Genomic DNA, 17,597 nt, shown 5'->3' with positions numbered 1-17,597 from the left:
AGGCATAATAACGCTAAGGAATTGTTATCTCTTGGCTAGATGGAATTTGATAAATGGATTTGATTCAATCAAATGGACAACCGCATTATGGACGTTTTAGCGTCCTCCCTAAAACCATCGATTTGAATCAATACCAGTACAAGACACCTTATGGCGATGTCTTAACCGGTTGGCGCAAGCGATTAAAATATAAAAAGTTTAAATTTTGCTGCATTCAGCATGGCCATTATACGATTGGTCTGGCGATTGCCGATATTGCATGGGCTGGGCATGCCTTTTTCTATATTTATAATCATCAAAACCATGAGGTTTTAGAGTGGAATGCCATTAACCTGTTATCACGCAATACCGTGGTAGATGAACAGCCGCTTTATAACCAGAGTTTTTTTTCCAAGTCGCCTTTTCAAATTGATATCCAGCATGCCAATGGCGTGCGTTATATCCATGTCACAAAATACGGGGAAATCAGGCTCAGTGCGCGAATTTTCTGTGCAGGTACAAACCCGCTTAGTATGTGTAGCCCGACGGGGATCAATGGCTGGACTTATACCCAGAAGCTGACCACTTTGGCGTGTGAAGGCTTTTTTATCAATAAGCAGGGTGAAACCATACAGTTTAATGAAAGAACGTTTGCATCGCTGGATGATACCTGCGGTTTTCTGCGTCCGGAAACGGCATGGTTCTGGTTATCCTGCAATTTTTGGGATGCACAAAATAACCGGATTGGCTTGAATCTGGCTTCAGGAGTCAATGAAAGTTTTGGTAATGAAAACTGTTTATGGGTGAATGGGGTGCTGTATCCTGTCAGTGATGTTTTGTTCCAGCATCTGGATGAGGGACACTGGACCATTCGCTCACTGGATGAAAAGTTAAATCTGGATGTCAAAACGGGCTGGCGACGTTATGAAAATCTGAATTTAAGACTGGTGGGCAGTCAGTTCAGCCAATGGCAAGCCAAAATTAGCGGGACCATTCAGCAAGATGATCAGGAAATTGTCTTGATCAATGAATATGGTTTGCTCGAACAGCATTATGCCAAGTGGTAAGCGCCAAGTGATTAATCTACAAAAATAAAAAAAGCCTGCGATATAAGCAGGCTTTTTTTATTCTTTTGCCGCTTGCCAAAACGCTTCGCCCGCTTGTATAGGGTCGCCAGTTTCTTCTAAGGTTTTGACCCAGACCTCGTATTGGGCAATCACCGGATGCTGGTTGGGATGAAAGTCTTTTTTAAACCAGTCACGATATTGCTTGCTCATTTTGGTGAGCGTACCTTTTCTCCCAAAGAACCACGGTAGTCCGCGAATATTCATTTGCAGACGTTGCAATGGGCTAAATCCGTCATGCTTTAACATGACATTGGCACGGTAAATGGTAAAGCCGAACATTAATGCGGTGGTCCATGCCAGAACAAATTTACGGGTACTTTCAGGTACATTGCCTACCTGTTTCATCACGTCAAAAGCAACATCCCGATGTTCCATTTCTTCAATCGCATGCCATGCAAACAGTGCCCGCACAAAGGGATGAGCGTCTCTTAACGTTTCTTTACTGCCGTAAAAGGTTTCTGCCATTAAGGCCGTCAAGTGCTCAGCGGCAGCTGTCATGGCAATATTGTATTGCGGAGAACGTTTTTCCAGCTCGAATTTAAAAATTTTATTCAAACGCTGAATAAACTGATCGACCGGCATGCCTTGTTCTTTCATGACCTGATTCATTTTGTCATGCGCAATGCCGTGCTGTGCTTCCTGGCGGATAAAATCTGCCACACGCTGCTTTAAATCCGGATCGGTAATCTGGTCCCGAAACAGACGGACTGACTGGATAAAATAACGTTCGCCATCCGGGAAAGTCAGGCTAAGTGCATCGAACATCCGGGTAATAAACGGATCGCCTCCGAACCAGAAGCGCGGCACTTCATTCAGCTTGAAATCCAGATTGCTACGTACGACTGGAATAACCTGTGCTTGGACAATCGCATTCATGTTGTTTTACTTCAATTGCCTGGGATGATTGCAGTATGTCGGGATTTTTCTGTTTTGTTTTGACAGTAGTTGCCATTTTTTATACATTTTACGCCAAAGTGAAAATATAAAATGTCAAAAATAATCAGGATACATCGTGCAAGAATTGCAAATTCCAAATGGCTATTTTCAGTTGCTTCAAATGTATTTTCAGCAGCAGGGAATGGACCTCTTTAGCTTGGCCTGTCTAGCGCAGCACCAAGCACACCTGCGTTATGTTTTATCTTTGCCTATTGATTCGCAATCGAGCTATTCATTTTTTGCAGAAGTCATGCAGCTGACTCAAAAACAGATGAATTGTCCGCAGTTGGTATTTGAAATGGCCCGCCTGATCCGCCCTGAACACTTTGGTGTACTGGGCTATATGGCGACTCGAAGTAACAGTGTAGCAGAGGCGTTGCAATATGTGATCCGCTTTAGCCGTCTGGTGATTGACGGAGCGGATGTTAGCCCGATACAGATGCATCAACGGAACAAAAAGATCAGTTTAAGCTGGCCTTTGCATGATTTGAAATATGCCTTGCTCAATGAAATGACCATGGCCTGTATGGTGCATTTGGCCCGGCAGATTTTTCCGGCCGAAAAAATTGAGTTATTGCAGGTCAATTTTGCCCATAGTCCACAAATGGCAGGTGATCATTATCAAACGTTCTTTGATTGCAAAGTGGCATTTAAACAGTCGAACTATTCTTTTGAGATCAGTGCGGAAAACTTATGGCTGAAGTCCGAGCTGGCGGATCCCTCTTTAATGCAGCTTTTACTCAGGCAGGCAGAAGATGCCATTGCGGCCAAACCCCATTATGAAAATCTATTGCTGCATATTCAGCAAAAACTGGCTGAATATTTGCGAGTTAAGGAACAGACCCCGAAAATAGAATGGCTTGCGGATGAATTGCATGTGTCTGTACGAACCTTGCAGCGTCAACTTTATGAACAAGAGACTTCCTTTAAAAAACTGCTTGAAACCGAGCGAATGAAACGCTGTGAACAGTTACTGCTACAAACCATGAGTTTTACGGAAATTGCCATGTGTCTGGGTTATTCAGATCAGTCGGCGTTGGCACGTGCGTATAAAGCGTATAGTGGTCAAACCCTATTACAGAGAAAGCAGCAACTCAAAACCCAGTCAGAACGATAAAAAACGCCCTGTTCAGGTCGCTTGGTTCATGAATGCAACTGTGCAAGCACTCCTTCAGTTAGACCTTTGGGCGTTATATAAAAGTAGTGGAGTACAGGTTTTGCTATTGCTCCAAACTTTAAGAATAAAAGCTAACTTAATTATTTTTATCAATTTTTTAACAATAAAAATAAATTTATCCGCGTGAGGGATATTTTTTTACAAGGCAAAATTAGGCATCTTTGATCATTGAGAAAAAATCGTAAATATCAGTAAATGGTGCTCTCGGATTGTTCTGAAAAAATGAGATGCTGAGTCGAAAGTAGCGTGAAATGCTCAGGCTCTATTCAATGAGTAAAAAATAGCGTTACAATGCGTTGTCTTGTATTTCTACAAAGCCAACTCCTCAGTTTTTTAATAATTCAAGGAAAGTACAACCCTATGTCACGTTTAGCCACTCGTTTTGGACAGCTTAAATCTCAGCAGCGTAAAGCGCTTGTTTCTTATGTAATGGCAGGTGACCCTCATCCACAAGTAACCGTTCCATTGTTACATCAAATGGTTGAGGCTGGGGTAGATGTGATTGAACTTGGGCTACCATTTTCAGACCCTATGGCGGATGGCCCGGTCATTGCCCTTGCAGCGGAACGTGCACTGGCAGGCGGAACCAATACCCTGGATGCTTTGAACATGGTGAAAGAGTTCCGCCAGAAAGATACAGAAACACCGGTAGTTTTGATGGGTTATCTCAACCCTGTAGAAGTGATCGGTTATGAAAAGTTTGTGTCAATTGCCAATGAATGCGGTGTGGATGGGGTGCTTCTGGTGGACTTGCCGCCTGAAGAAGCCAAAGATTTTGATGACGTGTTGAAGAAATTCGACATGGATCAAATTTTCTTGCTGGCACCGACATCGACTGATGAACGTATTCAGCATGTGGCGAATCAGGCCAGTGGCTTTATCTACTATGTATCCTTGAAAGGGGTAACCGGTGCTGCAACCTTAGATGTTGCTGAAGCGGCAGCCCGTATCCAGAAAATTAAAACTGTGACTGACGTTCCTGTGGGTGTCGGTTTTGGGATCAGCGATGCTGCCTCGGCAAAAGCCATGGGTGTAGCAGCTGATGCTGTCATTGTTGGTAGTGCATTTGTAAAACAGTTTGCGAACTTAGCGCCAGAACAAGCCGTTGTCGAAACGGTCAATAAAGTCAAGGAGCTTCGAGCTGCGCTCGATGAGTTAGTATGAATCAAGAAGTGAAATCAGGCAAAATTCTTAGCCCAGCGAAGCCGTGGACCGAACGTCATGTTCCGGGTATTCAAGTGCCCGATGAGCAAGCTGCACTCAAGGCAACATTTACCGAACCTACGGTTGAGTGTCCTGAATGTCATGCGCTGGTTACACGTACCGCGATGACATTTAATGCCTATGTTTGTCCACAATGCGATGAACATTTGCGTATGAAAGCACGCGATCGCTTAAACTGGTTCTTCGATCAGGTTCAAAATGAATTGGGTCAGGAATTTGTTGCTAAAGATCCGCTGAAATTCGTCGATAGCAAAGCCTATCCGGACCGTATGTCTGAAGCGCAAAAGAAAACCGGCGAAACTGAAGCCTTGGTGGTAATGCAAGGTTTGCTGAAAGACATTCCTGTTATCGCGTGTGCATTTGAATTCGACTTTATGGGCGGTTCAATGGGTACAGTGGTAGGTGACCGTTTTGTGCAAGCTGCTGAGCGCGCCATTAAAGAGAAACAACCTTTAATCTGTTTTGCTGCATCAGGTGGTGCACGCATGCAGGAAGGCATGTTGTCATTGATGCAAATGGCACGTACTTCTGCGGCAATTCAAAAAATGAAAGACGCTGGCCTGCCATATTTAGTAGTGTTGACCCATCCGGTTTATGGTGGCGTAACTGCATCATTGGCAATGCTCGGTGATGTACATATTGCAGAGCCTAAAGCCATGATCGGCTTTGCGGGTAAACGCGTTATTGAGCAAACTGTACGTGAAAAACTGGAAGAACCGTTCCAACGCGCAGAATATTTGCTTGATCATGGTGTAGTCGATCAAATTGTTCATCGTCACGCATTACGTGATACTGTATATCGTATTATCGCGAAACTGATGAATTTGTCTTGAACACAGCACCACTTGCAACAGACTCTTTAAACACATGGCTCGATTATTGGAGCCATGTTCACGTTACGGGTATTGATTTAGGTCTGGAACGGGTTATTCCTGTGGCTGAAAAGCTCGGTGTGACACGTCCGCAGGCCAAAGTGCTGACTGTAGCGGGAACCAACGGTAAAGGTTCAACCACCACTACTCTGGCTGCCATTTTAAATGCGCAAGGTTATCGGGTAGGACTGTATCAATCACCGCATATTTACCGTTTTAATGAACGGGTGAAACTGGCCGGGATTGAAGTGGATGATCAAACCCTGGTAGATGCCTTTGTGCAGGTGGATCAAGCCCGTCGTGACTGTGATTTAACCCTGTCTTTCTTTGAAGCCACCACACTGGCAGCTTTTGTGATTTTTCAAGTCAAGCAATGTGATGTCTGGGTGCTTGAAGTCGGGCTGGGTGGCCGTCTGGATGTAGTCAATGTGATTGATCCGGATGTCGCCGTGATTACCAATATTGGTCTGGATCACACCGACTGGCTGGGCGATAGCATTGAAAAGATTGCATTCGAGAAAGCCGGGATTATTCGTCCGAATATTCCCGTGATTTTTGGCGGTTCGCAAGAGCTTCCTCAAGCCATACAAAACAAAGCCGATGAATGTCAGGCACAACTGTTTGCCGTCAATCGTGATTATTTCTATCAATATACCGATGATGGTCAAGCCTGGATGTTTGCCTCATCGGGCACAACTTTAAAACTTCCCCTCGGTGCTCTGGCACTGGAAAATATTTCCACCGCCGTTGCCGCGATTCTGGTCAGTGGCTTAAACGTGACTCAGCATGCCATTGCACACGGCATTCAAAAGGCACAATTGCCAGGCCGCTTTGAAATACGCCAAATTCAAGATAAAACGGTTATTTTTGATGCCGGACATAATCCGCATGGCGTAGAATTTTTGTTAAATCAGTTGCGAAAATTTTTAGAATACAATAAACAGTACACAGAAGTGATCAGTGTTTTTTCCATGTTGGCGGATAAAGACATCAAATCTGTCGTAGATTTGTTGAAAGATACTGTTTTAACATGGAAAATTGCACCCTTAGCCGTTCCGCGAGCAGCCACAATCGAGCAGCTTGACGAGGCGTTACAGGGCGAAACAGTACAACACTTCAATAGTGTTCAATTGGCTTTTAAATCAGCGCTAAATGAAACAAAAAATAATCAGTTGATCTTGGTATGTGGTTCATTTCATACCTTAGAAGCGGTATGGGAGTATTTGGAAGAATGTCAATGAATAGCAAACAACGCTGGATGGGAGGCGTTGTTTTATTAGGTGGTGGTGTTTTATTGGCAGCATTGCTTCTAAAGGGTAAAGAAGAAATATACCAGAATGAACTCAGAACATCTGACTTGGCCGCCCAGGTTGAGCAAAAAAAGCCGGTAGCAGATGGGGGAATAGTTCAGTTGCAGCCTTTAACGGTTGATGTGGAAACAGAAAAACGTTTACTTGAAGAACAACGCCGGGCACGTGAAAAAGCGGTTGCAGAACAGGAAGCACGTGCAGCCGAGTTTTTGGCGATGCAGCAACAGGCTGAGGCAGAAGCGGCACGTAAGGCAGCCGAAGAATATGCCGCTTTAAATGCGCTTCGCAGTGGAGCACAGCAGAGTTCGGATAATATTCCGCCTGAACTGGTAGAAGATGAAAAAGCCAAACAAAAGCGTCTAGCTGATGAAAAGTTGCTCGCTGAAAAAAAGTTACAGCAGCAGACAGCTCAACAACAACGAACTGATGCTGATAAAAAAATAGCTGAAGAAAAACGTAAGGCCCAAGCGGAAGCCGAAAAGCAGTTAGCTGCGAAACAAGCAGCCGAGAAAAAAGCCGCTGAAGAAAAGGCAAAGCATGAGGCGGAATTAAAACGCAAAGCAGAAGCTGAAAAACAGTTGGCTGCCAAGAAGGCGCTGGAAGCCAAGAAAAAAGAACAAGCCGAGCGTGAATTAGAGGCCAAGAAAAAAGCAGAAGCCAAGAAAAAAGCAGAAGCTGAAAAAGCCCGTGATTTGCTTGAAAATGGCGATAAGCAGTGGATGGTTCAAGTGGCCTTGGCCGCCAATGAAGCCAATGCAGATGCACTGGCCTCCAAGTTGCGTGCCAAAGGTTATAAAGTGACCAAGAGCCCAACATCCAAAGGGGTTCGCATTATGGTGGGGCCGGCTAAAGATCGTGATATTGCCGACGCTACCCGTAAAAAAATTACTGCCGATGAGAGCCTGGGAATGAAGTCGGCATGGGTGATTGACTGGGTTCCGCTCGATAAGCGCTAAATCTGGCTTGAAACTAGACTAAGGTGGATTCAACAGTTGCTGTTGAATCCATTTTACATTTTCAGGACTGAATATTTTTTCAATATGAATCCAGACGGGGTGAAAGCCGTAGCCGCCATGTTTCATTTCACTGAGTGCATCCGCAATGGACCAGTTTTCAAAAATAATCCGGTACATGGCGATACTTGCACCGGTACGGTCTGAACCGTGATAACAATGGATGAGTACTTTTTGATTTAAGGCTTTGGCTTGCTGAATCTGCCGCATGACCTCTAATAAATCTTCACGCGACATTGCCCAGGTGTGGATGGGGATATGAACCAATTTAAAATCTTTGGATGGCAGCACAGTCAGATCTTTGTTTCTTGACCTTAGATTAATCACCACATCAATATCATGTGCCTTCAATTGCGGAATCAGTTCGGCATTGGGTTGTTCACTACGAAACACATGCTCGCTAATTTGATAAAAATTATCTGTTTGATTAATTAATGTTCCCCAGTGTGCAGGGCGTTGTTCAGGTGAAAATGCAGCTGTGGTCATGCATCCCTTCAAACTTGAGCTACAGAGTAAAATGGCAAGAATGGTTTTTTTTATCATGTTAGATAACGCGCCAGTTCAATAGGGTCATGTGCACAGATAATCTCAATATTTTTTTCATTTTGTGCAAGTTGCTGGATTTTGTGCAAGTTATCTATACGCCTCTGATTGTCTTCGGCAAAAAACCGCTCCAGTTTATCCAGTGTTCTTAGCCTGTTTGTAGGGTTGAGTTGCAAGTGGGAGAAATAGGCATCACCACAGAAAAACAGCCAGCCATCATTCTGCTTAATGGCAACCCCGCAATGACCCTGGCTATGACCCAGCAGGGGAATCATTAAAATTTCATCCTGGAATATGTGAAATCCCTGTACTTGATGCAGGTTAAACCAGGCTTCGCCCTGATCAGGTTCTATAAAGTTCCAGTATCGGTGCTGCCTGAATTGCTGGGTTTTATAACGGGCTTTATTTTTTAAGGAAAAAAAGTTTTGAGTAGCATTATATTCGCTGGAAAGAATATGCACGGTAGCGTGCGGAAAATCGGAAATACCGCCGGCATGATCAAAGTCAAGATGTGAAATCAGAATATGTTTTACATCTTTGGGGCTAAAGCCCAGGTTCTGAATCTGGGCAAGCGCCGTGAGTTCTAAGTTATTTTCGATGCGACCTAGCCGTGAAACCAGATTGCCTAAGCGGGCTTTGGTATGCAGATAATCTTGTACGCCTAAACCGGTATCCACCAATACCAAGCCTTGATCGGTTTCCAGCAGCAGGCAATGACAAACCACTTTGGCATGTAAACCTTTTTGCCCAAATAGCGGGCCGCACACAGGACACATCGTGCCACAGTGCAAATGATGAATGTTATAGATCACAATATTTATTCTTAAGATGATTAGGCGTAGTTATAAACTGGCTATGAAACAAACACCAACTCGATTTTGTAATTTGTTTTTTGAGTTGAATAAAAAAGCCTGTCATCAGACAGGCTTGAGCAAGATCAGGATTTGGCTTGTCATTTTAATCCTCTATTTGCTGCATACTTGCGGCAGAGCTTCTCACCTTAATGCGCGCAAGGGTAGAGCAGTATTTTCTGAGTAAAACTACGCGCTTTGCTTGTCTTGCGACAAAATAAGACAGCACTTTAATTTTAACTCGAAGCCTAGCTTCTCGTCTTCTTACGGAATATATTCCTCAGGGCAGAGCAGTGCTCTGCTTGTCCAAAACTACGCGCTGCGCTTGTCTTGCGCAAAATTAAAAAGGAATCCTTTTAATTTTGCTCAGGCTGTGGCGTTAAACGTAAATAAGGGGTTACAGCTTTATAGCCTTTCGGGAAACGTTGCTTGATTTCGTCTTCATCTTTAAGAGAAGGTACAATCACCACATCTTCACCTTGCTGCCAGTTGGCCGGTGTGGCTACCTTATGGTTGTCAGTCAGTTGCAGCGAATCAACCACACGCAAAACTTCATGGAAGTTGCGGCCAGTCGAAGCAGGATAGGTAATAATCAAACGTACTTTTTTGTTCGGATCAATAATCACCAAAGAACGAACCGTCAAGGTTTCACTAGCATTCGGGTGAATAAAGTCATACAGCGTTGAGACTTTACGGTCTTGATCGGCAATGATTGGAAAGTTTACAGAAGTGTTCTGGGTTTCGTTAATGTCCTTAATCCAGCCCTTATGTGATTCAACATCATCGACCGACAGGGCAATAGCTTTAACACCGCGCTTTGCAAATTCATCTTTCAGTTTTGCGGTATAGCCGAGCTCAGTGGTACATACCGGCGTGTAGTCAGCAGGATGGGAAAATAGAATTCCCCAGCTGTCACCCAAAAAGTCGTAAAAATTAATTGGGCCTTCGCTTGAGTCTTGCACAAAATTCGGTGCTGTATCGCCTAAATGTAATGCCATTTTTATTACCTCAAATTATTTGTTATAAACTTGGATAGGACTTAATATGGCGCATTTTTTTATGCAATGAAAATAGTGTTTTTGTATTTCTTTATGAATATATGGAATATAAAAAGTGGCTTGATTTGTAAAAACAATATGAACGGTTAGGTTTATGGCTATATTGGCTGTTTAAAATTTGTTACATTGTTTGACCTTAGCTGTCTCGTGCTAGAACAAGTGATCAGAATTTTTTTACTGGTTTTGTGCAAAGCCCTTGTACTTCAAATTTCTAGCACCATAATAACGACTGAGAAAAAATTTATTCATTCGACAAGCAAGATTTAGAGAGTCTATTCATGTTGGCAAGTCTGATCGGAGGAATCTTCGGTACCAAAAATGAGCGCGAACTCAAACGCATGCGTAAAATCGTAGACAAGATTAATGCGCTCGAGCCGACGATATCTGCACTAAGCGATGCAGACTTATCTGCAAAAACTGAAGAATTCAAACAACGATATAACAAGGGCGAAAGCCTGGATAAATTATTGCCTGAAGCATTTGCGGTTTGCCGTGAGGCGGCAAAACGAATCATGGGAATGCGTCACTACGATGTTCAGCTGATTGGTGGTATTACGCTTCACGAAGGTAAAATTGCGGAAATGCGTACTGGTGAAGGTAAAACTCTGATGGGAACCTTGGCGTGTTATCTGAATGCCATTAGCGGGCAGGGTGTGCATGTCATCACTGTAAACGATTATCTGGCACAGCGTGATGCCGAGTTAAACCGTCCCTTATTCGAATTCTTGGGTTTGAGCATTGGTGTCATTTATTCCATGCAGGACCCAACAGAGAAAGCAGAAGCCTATCGTGCCGATATTACTTACGGTACCAATAACGAATTCGGTTTCGACTACCTGCGTGACAACATGGTGTTCTCTCTGGCAGAGAAAAAACAGCGTGGCTTAATCTATGCCATTATTGATGAGGTCGATTCGATCCTGATTGATGAGGCGCGTACACCGTTGATCATTTCCGGTCAAAGTGATGACTCGTCTCAGCTATATGCGGCCATCAACAGCATTCCGCCAAAACTTCATGCGCAAAAAGAAGAAAAAGTGCCGGATGGGGGTCATTTCTGGATTGATGAAAAGCAGCGTCAGGTTGAAATGACTGAAGTGGGTTATGAAGCTGTAGAAAACCAGTTGATTCAGATGGGTTTGCTTGCTGAAGGCGAGAGTCTGTATTCACCCTCTAACCTGAACCTGGTTCATCATGTTTCTGCCGCAATTCGTGCGCACTACTTGTATCAACGTAATGTGCACTACATCATTCATGATGGCGAAGTGATTATTGTGGATGAAAATACCGGTCGTACCATGCCGGGTCGTCGTTGGTCAGAAGGTTTGCACCAAGCGGTTGAAGCCAAAGAAGGTCTGGAAATTCAGCCTGAAAACCAGACTTTGGCAACCACCACTTTCCAGAACTATTTCCGTCTTTACAAAAAACTTTCTGGTATGACCGGTACAGCCGATACCGAAGCTGCGGAAATGAAAGAAATTTATGGTCTGGATGTGGTACTGATTCCAACCCATCGACCAATGATCCGTAAAGATCAAAACGATCTTATTTATTTAAACCGCAATGGTAAATACAACGCCATTATTCAAGAAATTCAGCGCGTGCATGAAGATGGTGTGGCACCGATCCTGATTGGTACGGCAACCATTGAAGCGTCTGAAATTCTTTCCGAAAAATTGAAAGAAGCGGGCATCCCGCATGAAGTGCTGAATGCAAAACAGCATGAACGTGAAGCAGACATTATTGCCCAGGCCGGTTCACCGCGCGCTGTGACCATTGCAACCAACATGGCCGGCCGTGGTACCGACATCTTGCTGGGCGGTAACTGGAAAGCCAAACTTGCCAAAATTGAAAATCCAACTCCTGAAGATGAAGCACGCCTAAAAGCTGAATGGGAACAAAACCATGAAATGGTATTGGCGTCTGGCGGCCTGCATATCATCGGTTCAGAACGTCATGAATCACGCCGTATCGATAACCAGCTGCGTGGTCGTGCCGGTCGTCAGGGGGATCCGGGTGTTTCACGTTTCTACCTGTCACTTGAAGATGATCTGATGCGTATCTTCGCGGGTGATCGTGTTGTTGCCATGATGCGTGCGATGGGCTTGCAGGAAGACGAAGCGATTGAACACAAGATGGTGTCGCGTTCGATTGAAAATGCACAGCGTAAGGTAGAAGCACGCAACTTCGACATTCGTAAAAACCTGTTGAAATACGATGACGTGAATAACGAACAGCGTAAGATTATTTATTCACAACGTGATGAAATTCTTGCTGAAAGTACGCTACAAGATTACATCGAGGAAATGCACCATGAAGTGGTGAAGGGCGTGATTGCTAACTACATTCCACCTGAATCGATTCATGACCAATGGGATATCGATGGTCTGGAACGTGCACTGCGTGAAGAGCTCGGTATTGATTTACCGGTCAATCAATGGCTGGAAGAAGACCGTCGTTTAGACGAAGAAGCTTTGGTAGAACGTATTTCTGACGAAATTGTCGCACGCTATCGCGCTCGCCGTGAACAAATGGGTAGTGAATCAGCAGCCATGCTGGAACGTCACTTCATGTTGAGCGCTTTGGATCGTCACTGGAAAGATCATCTTGCTGCGATGGATTACTTGCGTCAGGGCATTCATTTGCGCGGTTATGCGCAAAAGAACCCCGAACAGGAATACAAGAAAGAAGCCTTTAACCTGTTTGTAAACATGTTGGCTGTCATTAAATCCGATGTAATTACAGATCTTTCGCGTGTTCATGTTCCTACAGCTGAAGAACTGGCTGAAATGGAAGCCCAACAACAAGCTCAGGCAGAAGCAATGAAGTTGAATCTGACGCATGCAGAATTTGATAATTTGTTGGCGGGTGATTTAAGCGGTACTGAAACTGTAGAAGTCGAGTCGGGCTTTAATCCGGCAGAGCAAACATTTGCACCGCCTGCAAGCCGTAATTCACCTTGTCCATGCGGTTCAGGTTTAAAATACAAGCAATGTCACGGTAAAATTTAATTTTTATCTTAAGCATTCAGCCACTTTATATATTTATTTCCCTCCGGATTTGAATCGATAAAGTGGTTTTTTTATTGCAACAAAATAAGAGTTTATTTTTGCAAGATGTGAATATGTTTGCAGAGCGCCAAATTAAGTGGTATTTAGTGCATATTGATGAACATTGACTCGCGGAAAAGACAATGAAAAAAGTATTACAACCATTGATGATTTTAGCTTTGGCTATTCCAGGTTTAGCTTTTGCCAATGAGCCATCCAAAAATGCCACAGCAAATGCTGTAAAAGATGAAAACACGACGGTGATGAGTCCGCGTACAGGAATTCGCTATACCTTTGCGAATCCGCAGCAACGTCCTGTGGTGTTAAAAACGGCAGCGATCACGCCTGCAAATGCAGCAAATGCAAACCGCATTGTCGCTTCAAATCCGGCTTTATCTGCTGCAAGTCAGGAAAAAGCCAAACAGGTACTGTTATCGGAATCGACTCAATTGGCTTCCAACTAAATCTAATCTATTGCTAAAACCAGTCTGCGGACTGGTTTTTTTATGCCTGAAAATGTCAAACTGATAAAAAATAAATCAAACAAAGTGTTCTGCTCGATTTTTTACTGAATTTCTACTAAGCTGTCTTTTTATCACGAACTTATTTGGAAGTTTAAAATGGCGGTGGGCGACTTAACAATGCCACAGATGCATGTGGTTAAAGGTGTAAAAATTGGTTCAGCTGAAGCATATGTACGCTATCAGAACCGACGTGACCTCGTTATTTTTGAATTTGCTGAAGGTTCAAACGTTGCCGGTGTGTTTACCCAAAATGCATTCTGCGCAGCACCGGTACATGTGTGTAAATCTCATTTGCAAGCGGGCAATCCGCGTTATCTGGTCATTAATACCGGTAATGCCAATGCAGGTACCGGCAAAATCGGTATGACAAATGCCCAAGCGACGTGTGCCAAACTGGCTGAACTGGCCGGTGTATCGACTAGCGAAATTTTACCTTTTTCAACTGGTGTGATTGGCGAGCAGTTGCCAATTGAACGCTTGGTGAATGGTTTACAGCCTGCATTAGACTCTTTAAAAGAAGATGCCTGGCTAGATGCAGCAACAGGCATCATGACCACGGATACGCTACCTAAAGGGGCGTCAGAACAGTTTGAAATGGATGGTGTGACCTACACCATGACCGGTATTTCTAAAGGTGCCGGCATGATTCGTCCAAATATGGCGACCATGCTCAGCTATGTAGCGACCGATGCACCCATCAGCCGTGAACTGGTACAGCAACTGTTAAAAACCACGGTGAATGTTTCATTTAACCGTATTACCGTAGATGGTGATACCTCAACCAATGACTCCTGTATTTTTGTGGCGACAGGTCAAGCGGGCGGTACTGAAATTACATCAACTGACGATGCACGTTATGCGATTGTTCTGGATGTGTTAACCCATGTTATGAAGCGCTTGGCTCAACTGATTGTACGTGATGGGGAAGGGGCGACCAAATTCATTACCGTTGCGGTTGAAGGTGGAGCAGATACCCAGGAATGTTGTGATGTAGCGTATAGCATTGCTCATTCTCCGCTGGTGAAAACTGCGATTTTCGCCTCAGATCCGAACTGGGGACGTATTCTTGCCGCAATTGGTTATGCCGGTGTTAAAAATTTAGACGTTGAAAAAATCCAGGTTTGGTTAGATGATGTACAGATCTGTAAAGATGGTGGTGCGGCAGCGGACTATACGGAAGAAGCTGGTGCACGCGTGATGTCTCAGGCTGAATTGACCATTCGGGTCGATTTGGGACGAGGACAGGCAAAAGATACAGTCTATACCTGTGATCTGTCTTATGACTATGTCAAGATTAACGCGGATTACCGTTCGTAAAATTCAAATTGAATGACAAAGCCTCCGTTGTGAGGCTTTTTTAGCATTCAATCAATCGGCAAAGGGCTGGTGAATGAGCAAATTGCCCCCATATCATCAGTGACTTGAGTACGCTTGTGTTAGGGCAAGCATGAAGATAGAGAAGACGTTGTTATGAATGATGCGACCAATTTAATTGCTAATGAAGCAAAATCGATTGTGCAGGCGCATTTAGATCGTTTAGGCGAACCTAAAGATATTCATTTAAGTGATGAGGTCAAACAGGAGAAGTTTGCGCAAATTCTGGCAGAACTCAAAAAACGTGATGCTGTCCTGGTCGCTCATTACTATTGTGATCCTGAAGTGCAAGAGATTGCAGAACTGTCGGGTGGGTGTGTTTCTGATTCCCTGGAAATGGCACGTTTTGGCCGAGACCATCCTGCCAAAACCTTGGTGGTCGCTGGGGTGAAATTCATGGGAGAAACAGCGAAAATTCTTTCTCCTGAAAAAACCGTGCTTATGCCTACCCTGGAAGCGACCTGTTCGCTGGACTTGGGTTGTCCGGTCGATGAGTTTACAGCATTCTGTGATGCCCATCCCGATCATACAGTGGTTGTATATGCAAATACATCTGCTGCTGTTAAAGCACGTGCTGACTGGGTGGTGACCTCAAGCTGTGCAGTTGAAATTATTGAACATCTGGATAGCCTGGGTGAAAAGATTATCTGGGCACCGGATCAGCATCTGGGGCGTTATATCCAGAAGAAAACCGGTGCAGATATGTTGCTATGGGATGGTGCCTGTATCGTGCATGAAGAATTCCGTGCCCGCGGTATTGCCCAGATGAAAGCATTGTATCCGGATGCAGCGGTTCTGGTTCATCCTGAGTCGCCAGAGTCAGTGGTAGACATTGCAGATGCAGTAGGAAGCACCTCGCAACTGATTAAAGCCGCACAAACGCTTCCAAATGAGCGTTTAATTGTGGCAACCGACCGCGGCATTTTCTACAAGATGCAACAAGCTGTGCCAAACAAGACATTAATCGAAGCACCGACTGCAGGTGAAGGGGCAACCTGTCGCTCATGTGCCCATTGTCCGTGGATGGCAATGAACGAATTAGATGGAATTTTAGAGGTTTTACAAAAGGGTGATCAAGAAATACACGTTGATCCTGCTCTTGCAGAACGCGCTAAATTACCACTTGATCGTATGTTAAGCTTTAGTGCGAGTTTAAAACGTTAATTTTGATCAAAAAATGCCTAAAATGCTTGATAAATAAGCGGTTGAAGCGTTTTTTTGAGTTTTTTTGAATATAGGTGTTGACGTCTCTAGGCGTCACGCCTAAAATGCACCCCGTACCGCACGATGTGCGATACACTAAAAGCTGAGATGAATCGGAGTATGGCGCAGCTTGGTAGCGCATCTGGTTTGGGACCAGAGGGTCGTAGGTTCGAATCCTACTGCTCCGACCAATTCTTCAAGGCGAGTATCGCATGATAGTAATATCATCGGTCATGCGCCTGTAGCTCAGTTGGATAGAGCATCCGCCTTCTAAGCGGATGGTCACAGGTTCGAATCCTGTCAGGCGCGCCATTTGGTAGTCTGGTATTATAGAACCAAAATGTTGTAACGGTGGATGTAGCTCAGTTGGTAGAGCCCCGGATTGTGATTCCGGTTGTCGTGGGTTCGAATCCCATCATTCACCCCAATTTCGGAGTATGGCGCAGCTTGGTAGCGCATCTGGTTTGGGACCAGAGGGTCGTAGGTTCGAATCCTACTGCTCCGACCATTTTAAGTGTCAACTTAAAAATAAATGATCCGCTTAAATGCGGTTTTTTTATGCCTGAAATTTAATAATTATCTTCAATCTTCAATCTTCAATCTTCAATCTTCAATCTTCAATCTTCAATCTTCAATCTTCGTGGTGTAAATCCATTGAGGGGTGATGAAGCGAGTTTGTTTAACTCTGGATGATGGCGTTGAATAAAAAATTCATTCCAAAATAAAATACCTTCTTGTGTGGAGTAAGGGTATAGATAAGGCTATTTTCAAATCTGGCTATACTTGCTGCTTTGATTATTGATGTATCTGGATAAGCTGTATTTAAAGACTGGCTATAATTGAAGAGAGGCAGTGTTAAAAGCATAAAAAGTAGATAAGAATAGAATTATTTATTCATGAGGAGAAATAAATAATATTTTGACCTGTTTGTGAGGGGAAACTGAAATTGTTGTTAATTTAAACTTAAAAATAATAAAAAGCCCCTGTTTTGTAGAATAAATAAACATTCGAGATGTTTTTGCTGAATTATTTAAAAAAGGGTGTTGCATTGAGGGTGAAATGCTGTAGAATGCACATCCATCGGCGGTGATGAAGATTAAAACTTCTGATAAAACAGCAACTTAGCGCGAAGTGTTAAGGTTGGGTTTTAGAAAGAAAGTTTAAAATAATTTGAATTACTGATTGACACTGGGAATATCTAGTGTAATATAGCCGACCTAGCTTGATGCTGACGAAGCATTGAGAAGATCATTAAGAGATTATGAAGAACAACTTGTGTGGATTTTTACTGGTTGATCGATCGAAATTATTTTCATTGATTGATGGTAGAAATTACTCGAAGTTTATTTGAGCAAA

The 17,597-nt window shown here is 43.8% G+C and carries 14 protein-coding genes and 4 tRNA genes; 14 read left to right on the top strand and 4 right to left on the bottom strand.

The window, feature by feature from the left end; all coding sequences use genetic code 11:
* The first annotated feature begins 53 nt into the window (after window positions 1-53).
* Complete coding sequence (locus ACPUEY_RS07190) at window positions 54-1,046, top strand: DUF2804 domain-containing protein (protein WP_092821064.1); 993 nt, start codon at window positions 54-56, stop codon at window positions 1,044-1,046.
* A 57-nt stretch (window positions 1,047-1,103) separates the two neighbouring features.
* Here the strand turns inward: ACPUEY_RS07190 and ACPUEY_RS07185 are convergent, their stop codons facing one another.
* A complete protein-coding gene (locus tag ACPUEY_RS07185; RefSeq protein WP_425121655.1) occupies window positions 1,104-1,982 on the bottom strand; it encodes a metal-dependent hydrolase in 879 nt (292 codons plus the stop codon).
* 136 nt (window positions 1,983-2,118) lie between these two features.
* Between ACPUEY_RS07185 and ACPUEY_RS07180 the strand changes: the two genes are divergently transcribed.
* The 5 genes from ACPUEY_RS07180 to ACPUEY_RS07160 all read left to right on the top strand — a co-directional run bounded on the left by ACPUEY_RS07180 (window position 2,119) and on the right by ACPUEY_RS07160 (window position 7,581).
* Entirely contained in the window at window positions 2,119-3,159 is a 1,041-nt protein-coding gene (locus ACPUEY_RS07180; protein WP_425121654.1) for an AraC family transcriptional regulator ligand-binding domain-containing protein, read from the top strand.
* A gap of 420 nt (window positions 3,160-3,579) precedes the next feature.
* On the top strand, window positions 3,580-4,383 hold the full coding sequence (trpA, locus tag ACPUEY_RS07175; RefSeq protein WP_131274636.1) for a tryptophan synthase subunit alpha: 804 nt from the start codon (window positions 3,580-3,582) through the stop codon (window positions 4,381-4,383).
* Window positions 4,380-5,276 carry an acetyl-CoA carboxylase, carboxyltransferase subunit beta gene (gene accD, locus ACPUEY_RS07170; protein WP_261183543.1) on the top strand — a complete coding sequence of 299 codons (897 nt, stop codon included), beginning with the start codon at window positions 4,380-4,382 and terminating at the stop codon, window positions 5,274-5,276. Before trpA ends, accD begins: the two co-directional genes overlap by 4 nt.
* Window positions 5,273-6,556: a bifunctional tetrahydrofolate synthase/dihydrofolate synthase gene (folC, locus tag ACPUEY_RS07165; RefSeq protein WP_425121653.1), complete on the top strand. Its 1,284-nt coding sequence runs from the start codon at window positions 5,273-5,275 to the stop codon at window positions 6,554-6,556. Before accD ends, folC begins: the two co-directional genes overlap by 4 nt.
* Window positions 6,547-7,581 (top strand): SPOR domain-containing protein, encoded by a 1,035-nt coding sequence (locus tag ACPUEY_RS07160; RefSeq protein ID WP_425121652.1) that lies wholly within the window; start codon window positions 6,547-6,549, stop codon window positions 7,579-7,581. Before folC ends, ACPUEY_RS07160 begins: the two co-directional genes overlap by 10 nt.
* 18 nt (window positions 7,582-7,599) lie before the next feature.
* On the opposite strand, the gene ACPUEY_RS07155 is transcribed toward ACPUEY_RS07160, so the two are convergent.
* The 3 genes from ACPUEY_RS07155 to ACPUEY_RS07145 all read right to left on the bottom strand — a co-directional run bounded on the left by ACPUEY_RS07155 (window position 7,600) and on the right by ACPUEY_RS07145 (window position 10,030).
* Window positions 7,600-8,181 carry a dual specificity protein phosphatase family protein gene (locus ACPUEY_RS07155; protein ID WP_425121651.1) on the bottom strand — a complete coding sequence of 194 codons (582 nt, stop codon included), beginning with the start codon at window positions 8,179-8,181 and terminating at the stop codon, window positions 7,600-7,602.
* Window positions 8,178-8,993, bottom strand: a complete 816-nt coding sequence (locus ACPUEY_RS07150; protein ID WP_425121650.1) for an MBL fold metallo-hydrolase — start codon at window positions 8,991-8,993, stop codon at window positions 8,178-8,180. The genes ACPUEY_RS07155 and ACPUEY_RS07150 overlap by 4 nt, the downstream gene beginning before the upstream one ends.
* Window positions 8,994-9,388: 395 nt before the next feature.
* The gene (locus tag ACPUEY_RS07145; protein ID WP_092821080.1) at window positions 9,389-10,030 is read right to left on the bottom strand and encodes a peroxiredoxin; all 642 of its coding nucleotides are present in this window, start codon (window positions 10,028-10,030) and stop codon (window positions 9,389-9,391) included.
* A 338-nt stretch (window positions 10,031-10,368) separates the two neighbouring features.
* Between ACPUEY_RS07145 and secA the strand changes: the two genes are divergently transcribed.
* The 8 genes from secA (at window position 10,369) to ACPUEY_RS07105 (ending at window position 16,749) form a co-directional block, all read left to right on the top strand.
* Window positions 10,369-13,101, top strand: coding sequence for a preprotein translocase subunit SecA (gene secA, locus ACPUEY_RS07140; protein ID WP_425121649.1), 2,733 nt, complete (start codon window positions 10,369-10,371; stop codon window positions 13,099-13,101).
* 182 nt (window positions 13,102-13,283) lie between these two features.
* The gene (locus tag ACPUEY_RS07135; RefSeq protein WP_425121648.1) at window positions 13,284-13,604 is read left to right on the top strand and encodes a hypothetical protein; all 321 of its coding nucleotides are present in this window, start codon (window positions 13,284-13,286) and stop codon (window positions 13,602-13,604) included.
* Between the two features lie 156 nt (window positions 13,605-13,760).
* Window positions 13,761-14,981: a bifunctional glutamate N-acetyltransferase/amino-acid acetyltransferase ArgJ gene (argJ, locus tag ACPUEY_RS07130; protein ID WP_425121647.1), complete on the top strand. Its 1,221-nt coding sequence runs from the start codon at window positions 13,761-13,763 to the stop codon at window positions 14,979-14,981.
* A gap of 153 nt (window positions 14,982-15,134) precedes the next feature.
* Entirely contained in the window at window positions 15,135-16,202 is a 1,068-nt protein-coding gene (gene nadA, locus ACPUEY_RS07125; RefSeq protein WP_092821088.1) for a quinolinate synthase NadA, read from the top strand.
* A 153-nt stretch (window positions 16,203-16,355) separates the two neighbouring features.
* Window positions 16,356-16,432, top strand: a tRNA-Pro gene (locus tag ACPUEY_RS07120).
* Window positions 16,433-16,476: 44 nt separating this feature from the next.
* Window positions 16,477-16,553, top strand: a tRNA-Arg gene (locus tag ACPUEY_RS07115).
* 39 nt (window positions 16,554-16,592) lie between these two features.
* A tRNA-His gene (locus ACPUEY_RS07110) sits at window positions 16,593-16,668 on the top strand.
* A 4-nt stretch (window positions 16,669-16,672) separates the two neighbouring features.
* Window positions 16,673-16,749: transfer RNA gene (locus ACPUEY_RS07105), tRNA-Pro, on the top strand.
* Window positions 16,750-17,597 lie beyond the last annotated feature (848 nt).

The organism is Acinetobacter sp. G11, assembly GCF_049808495.1.
Classification (GTDB): Bacteria; Pseudomonadota; Gammaproteobacteria; order Pseudomonadales; family Moraxellaceae; genus Acinetobacter; species Acinetobacter kookii.
Note: the sequence above shows the minus strand (reverse complement) of the source record. Positions and strands in the feature narration are given on the sequence as shown.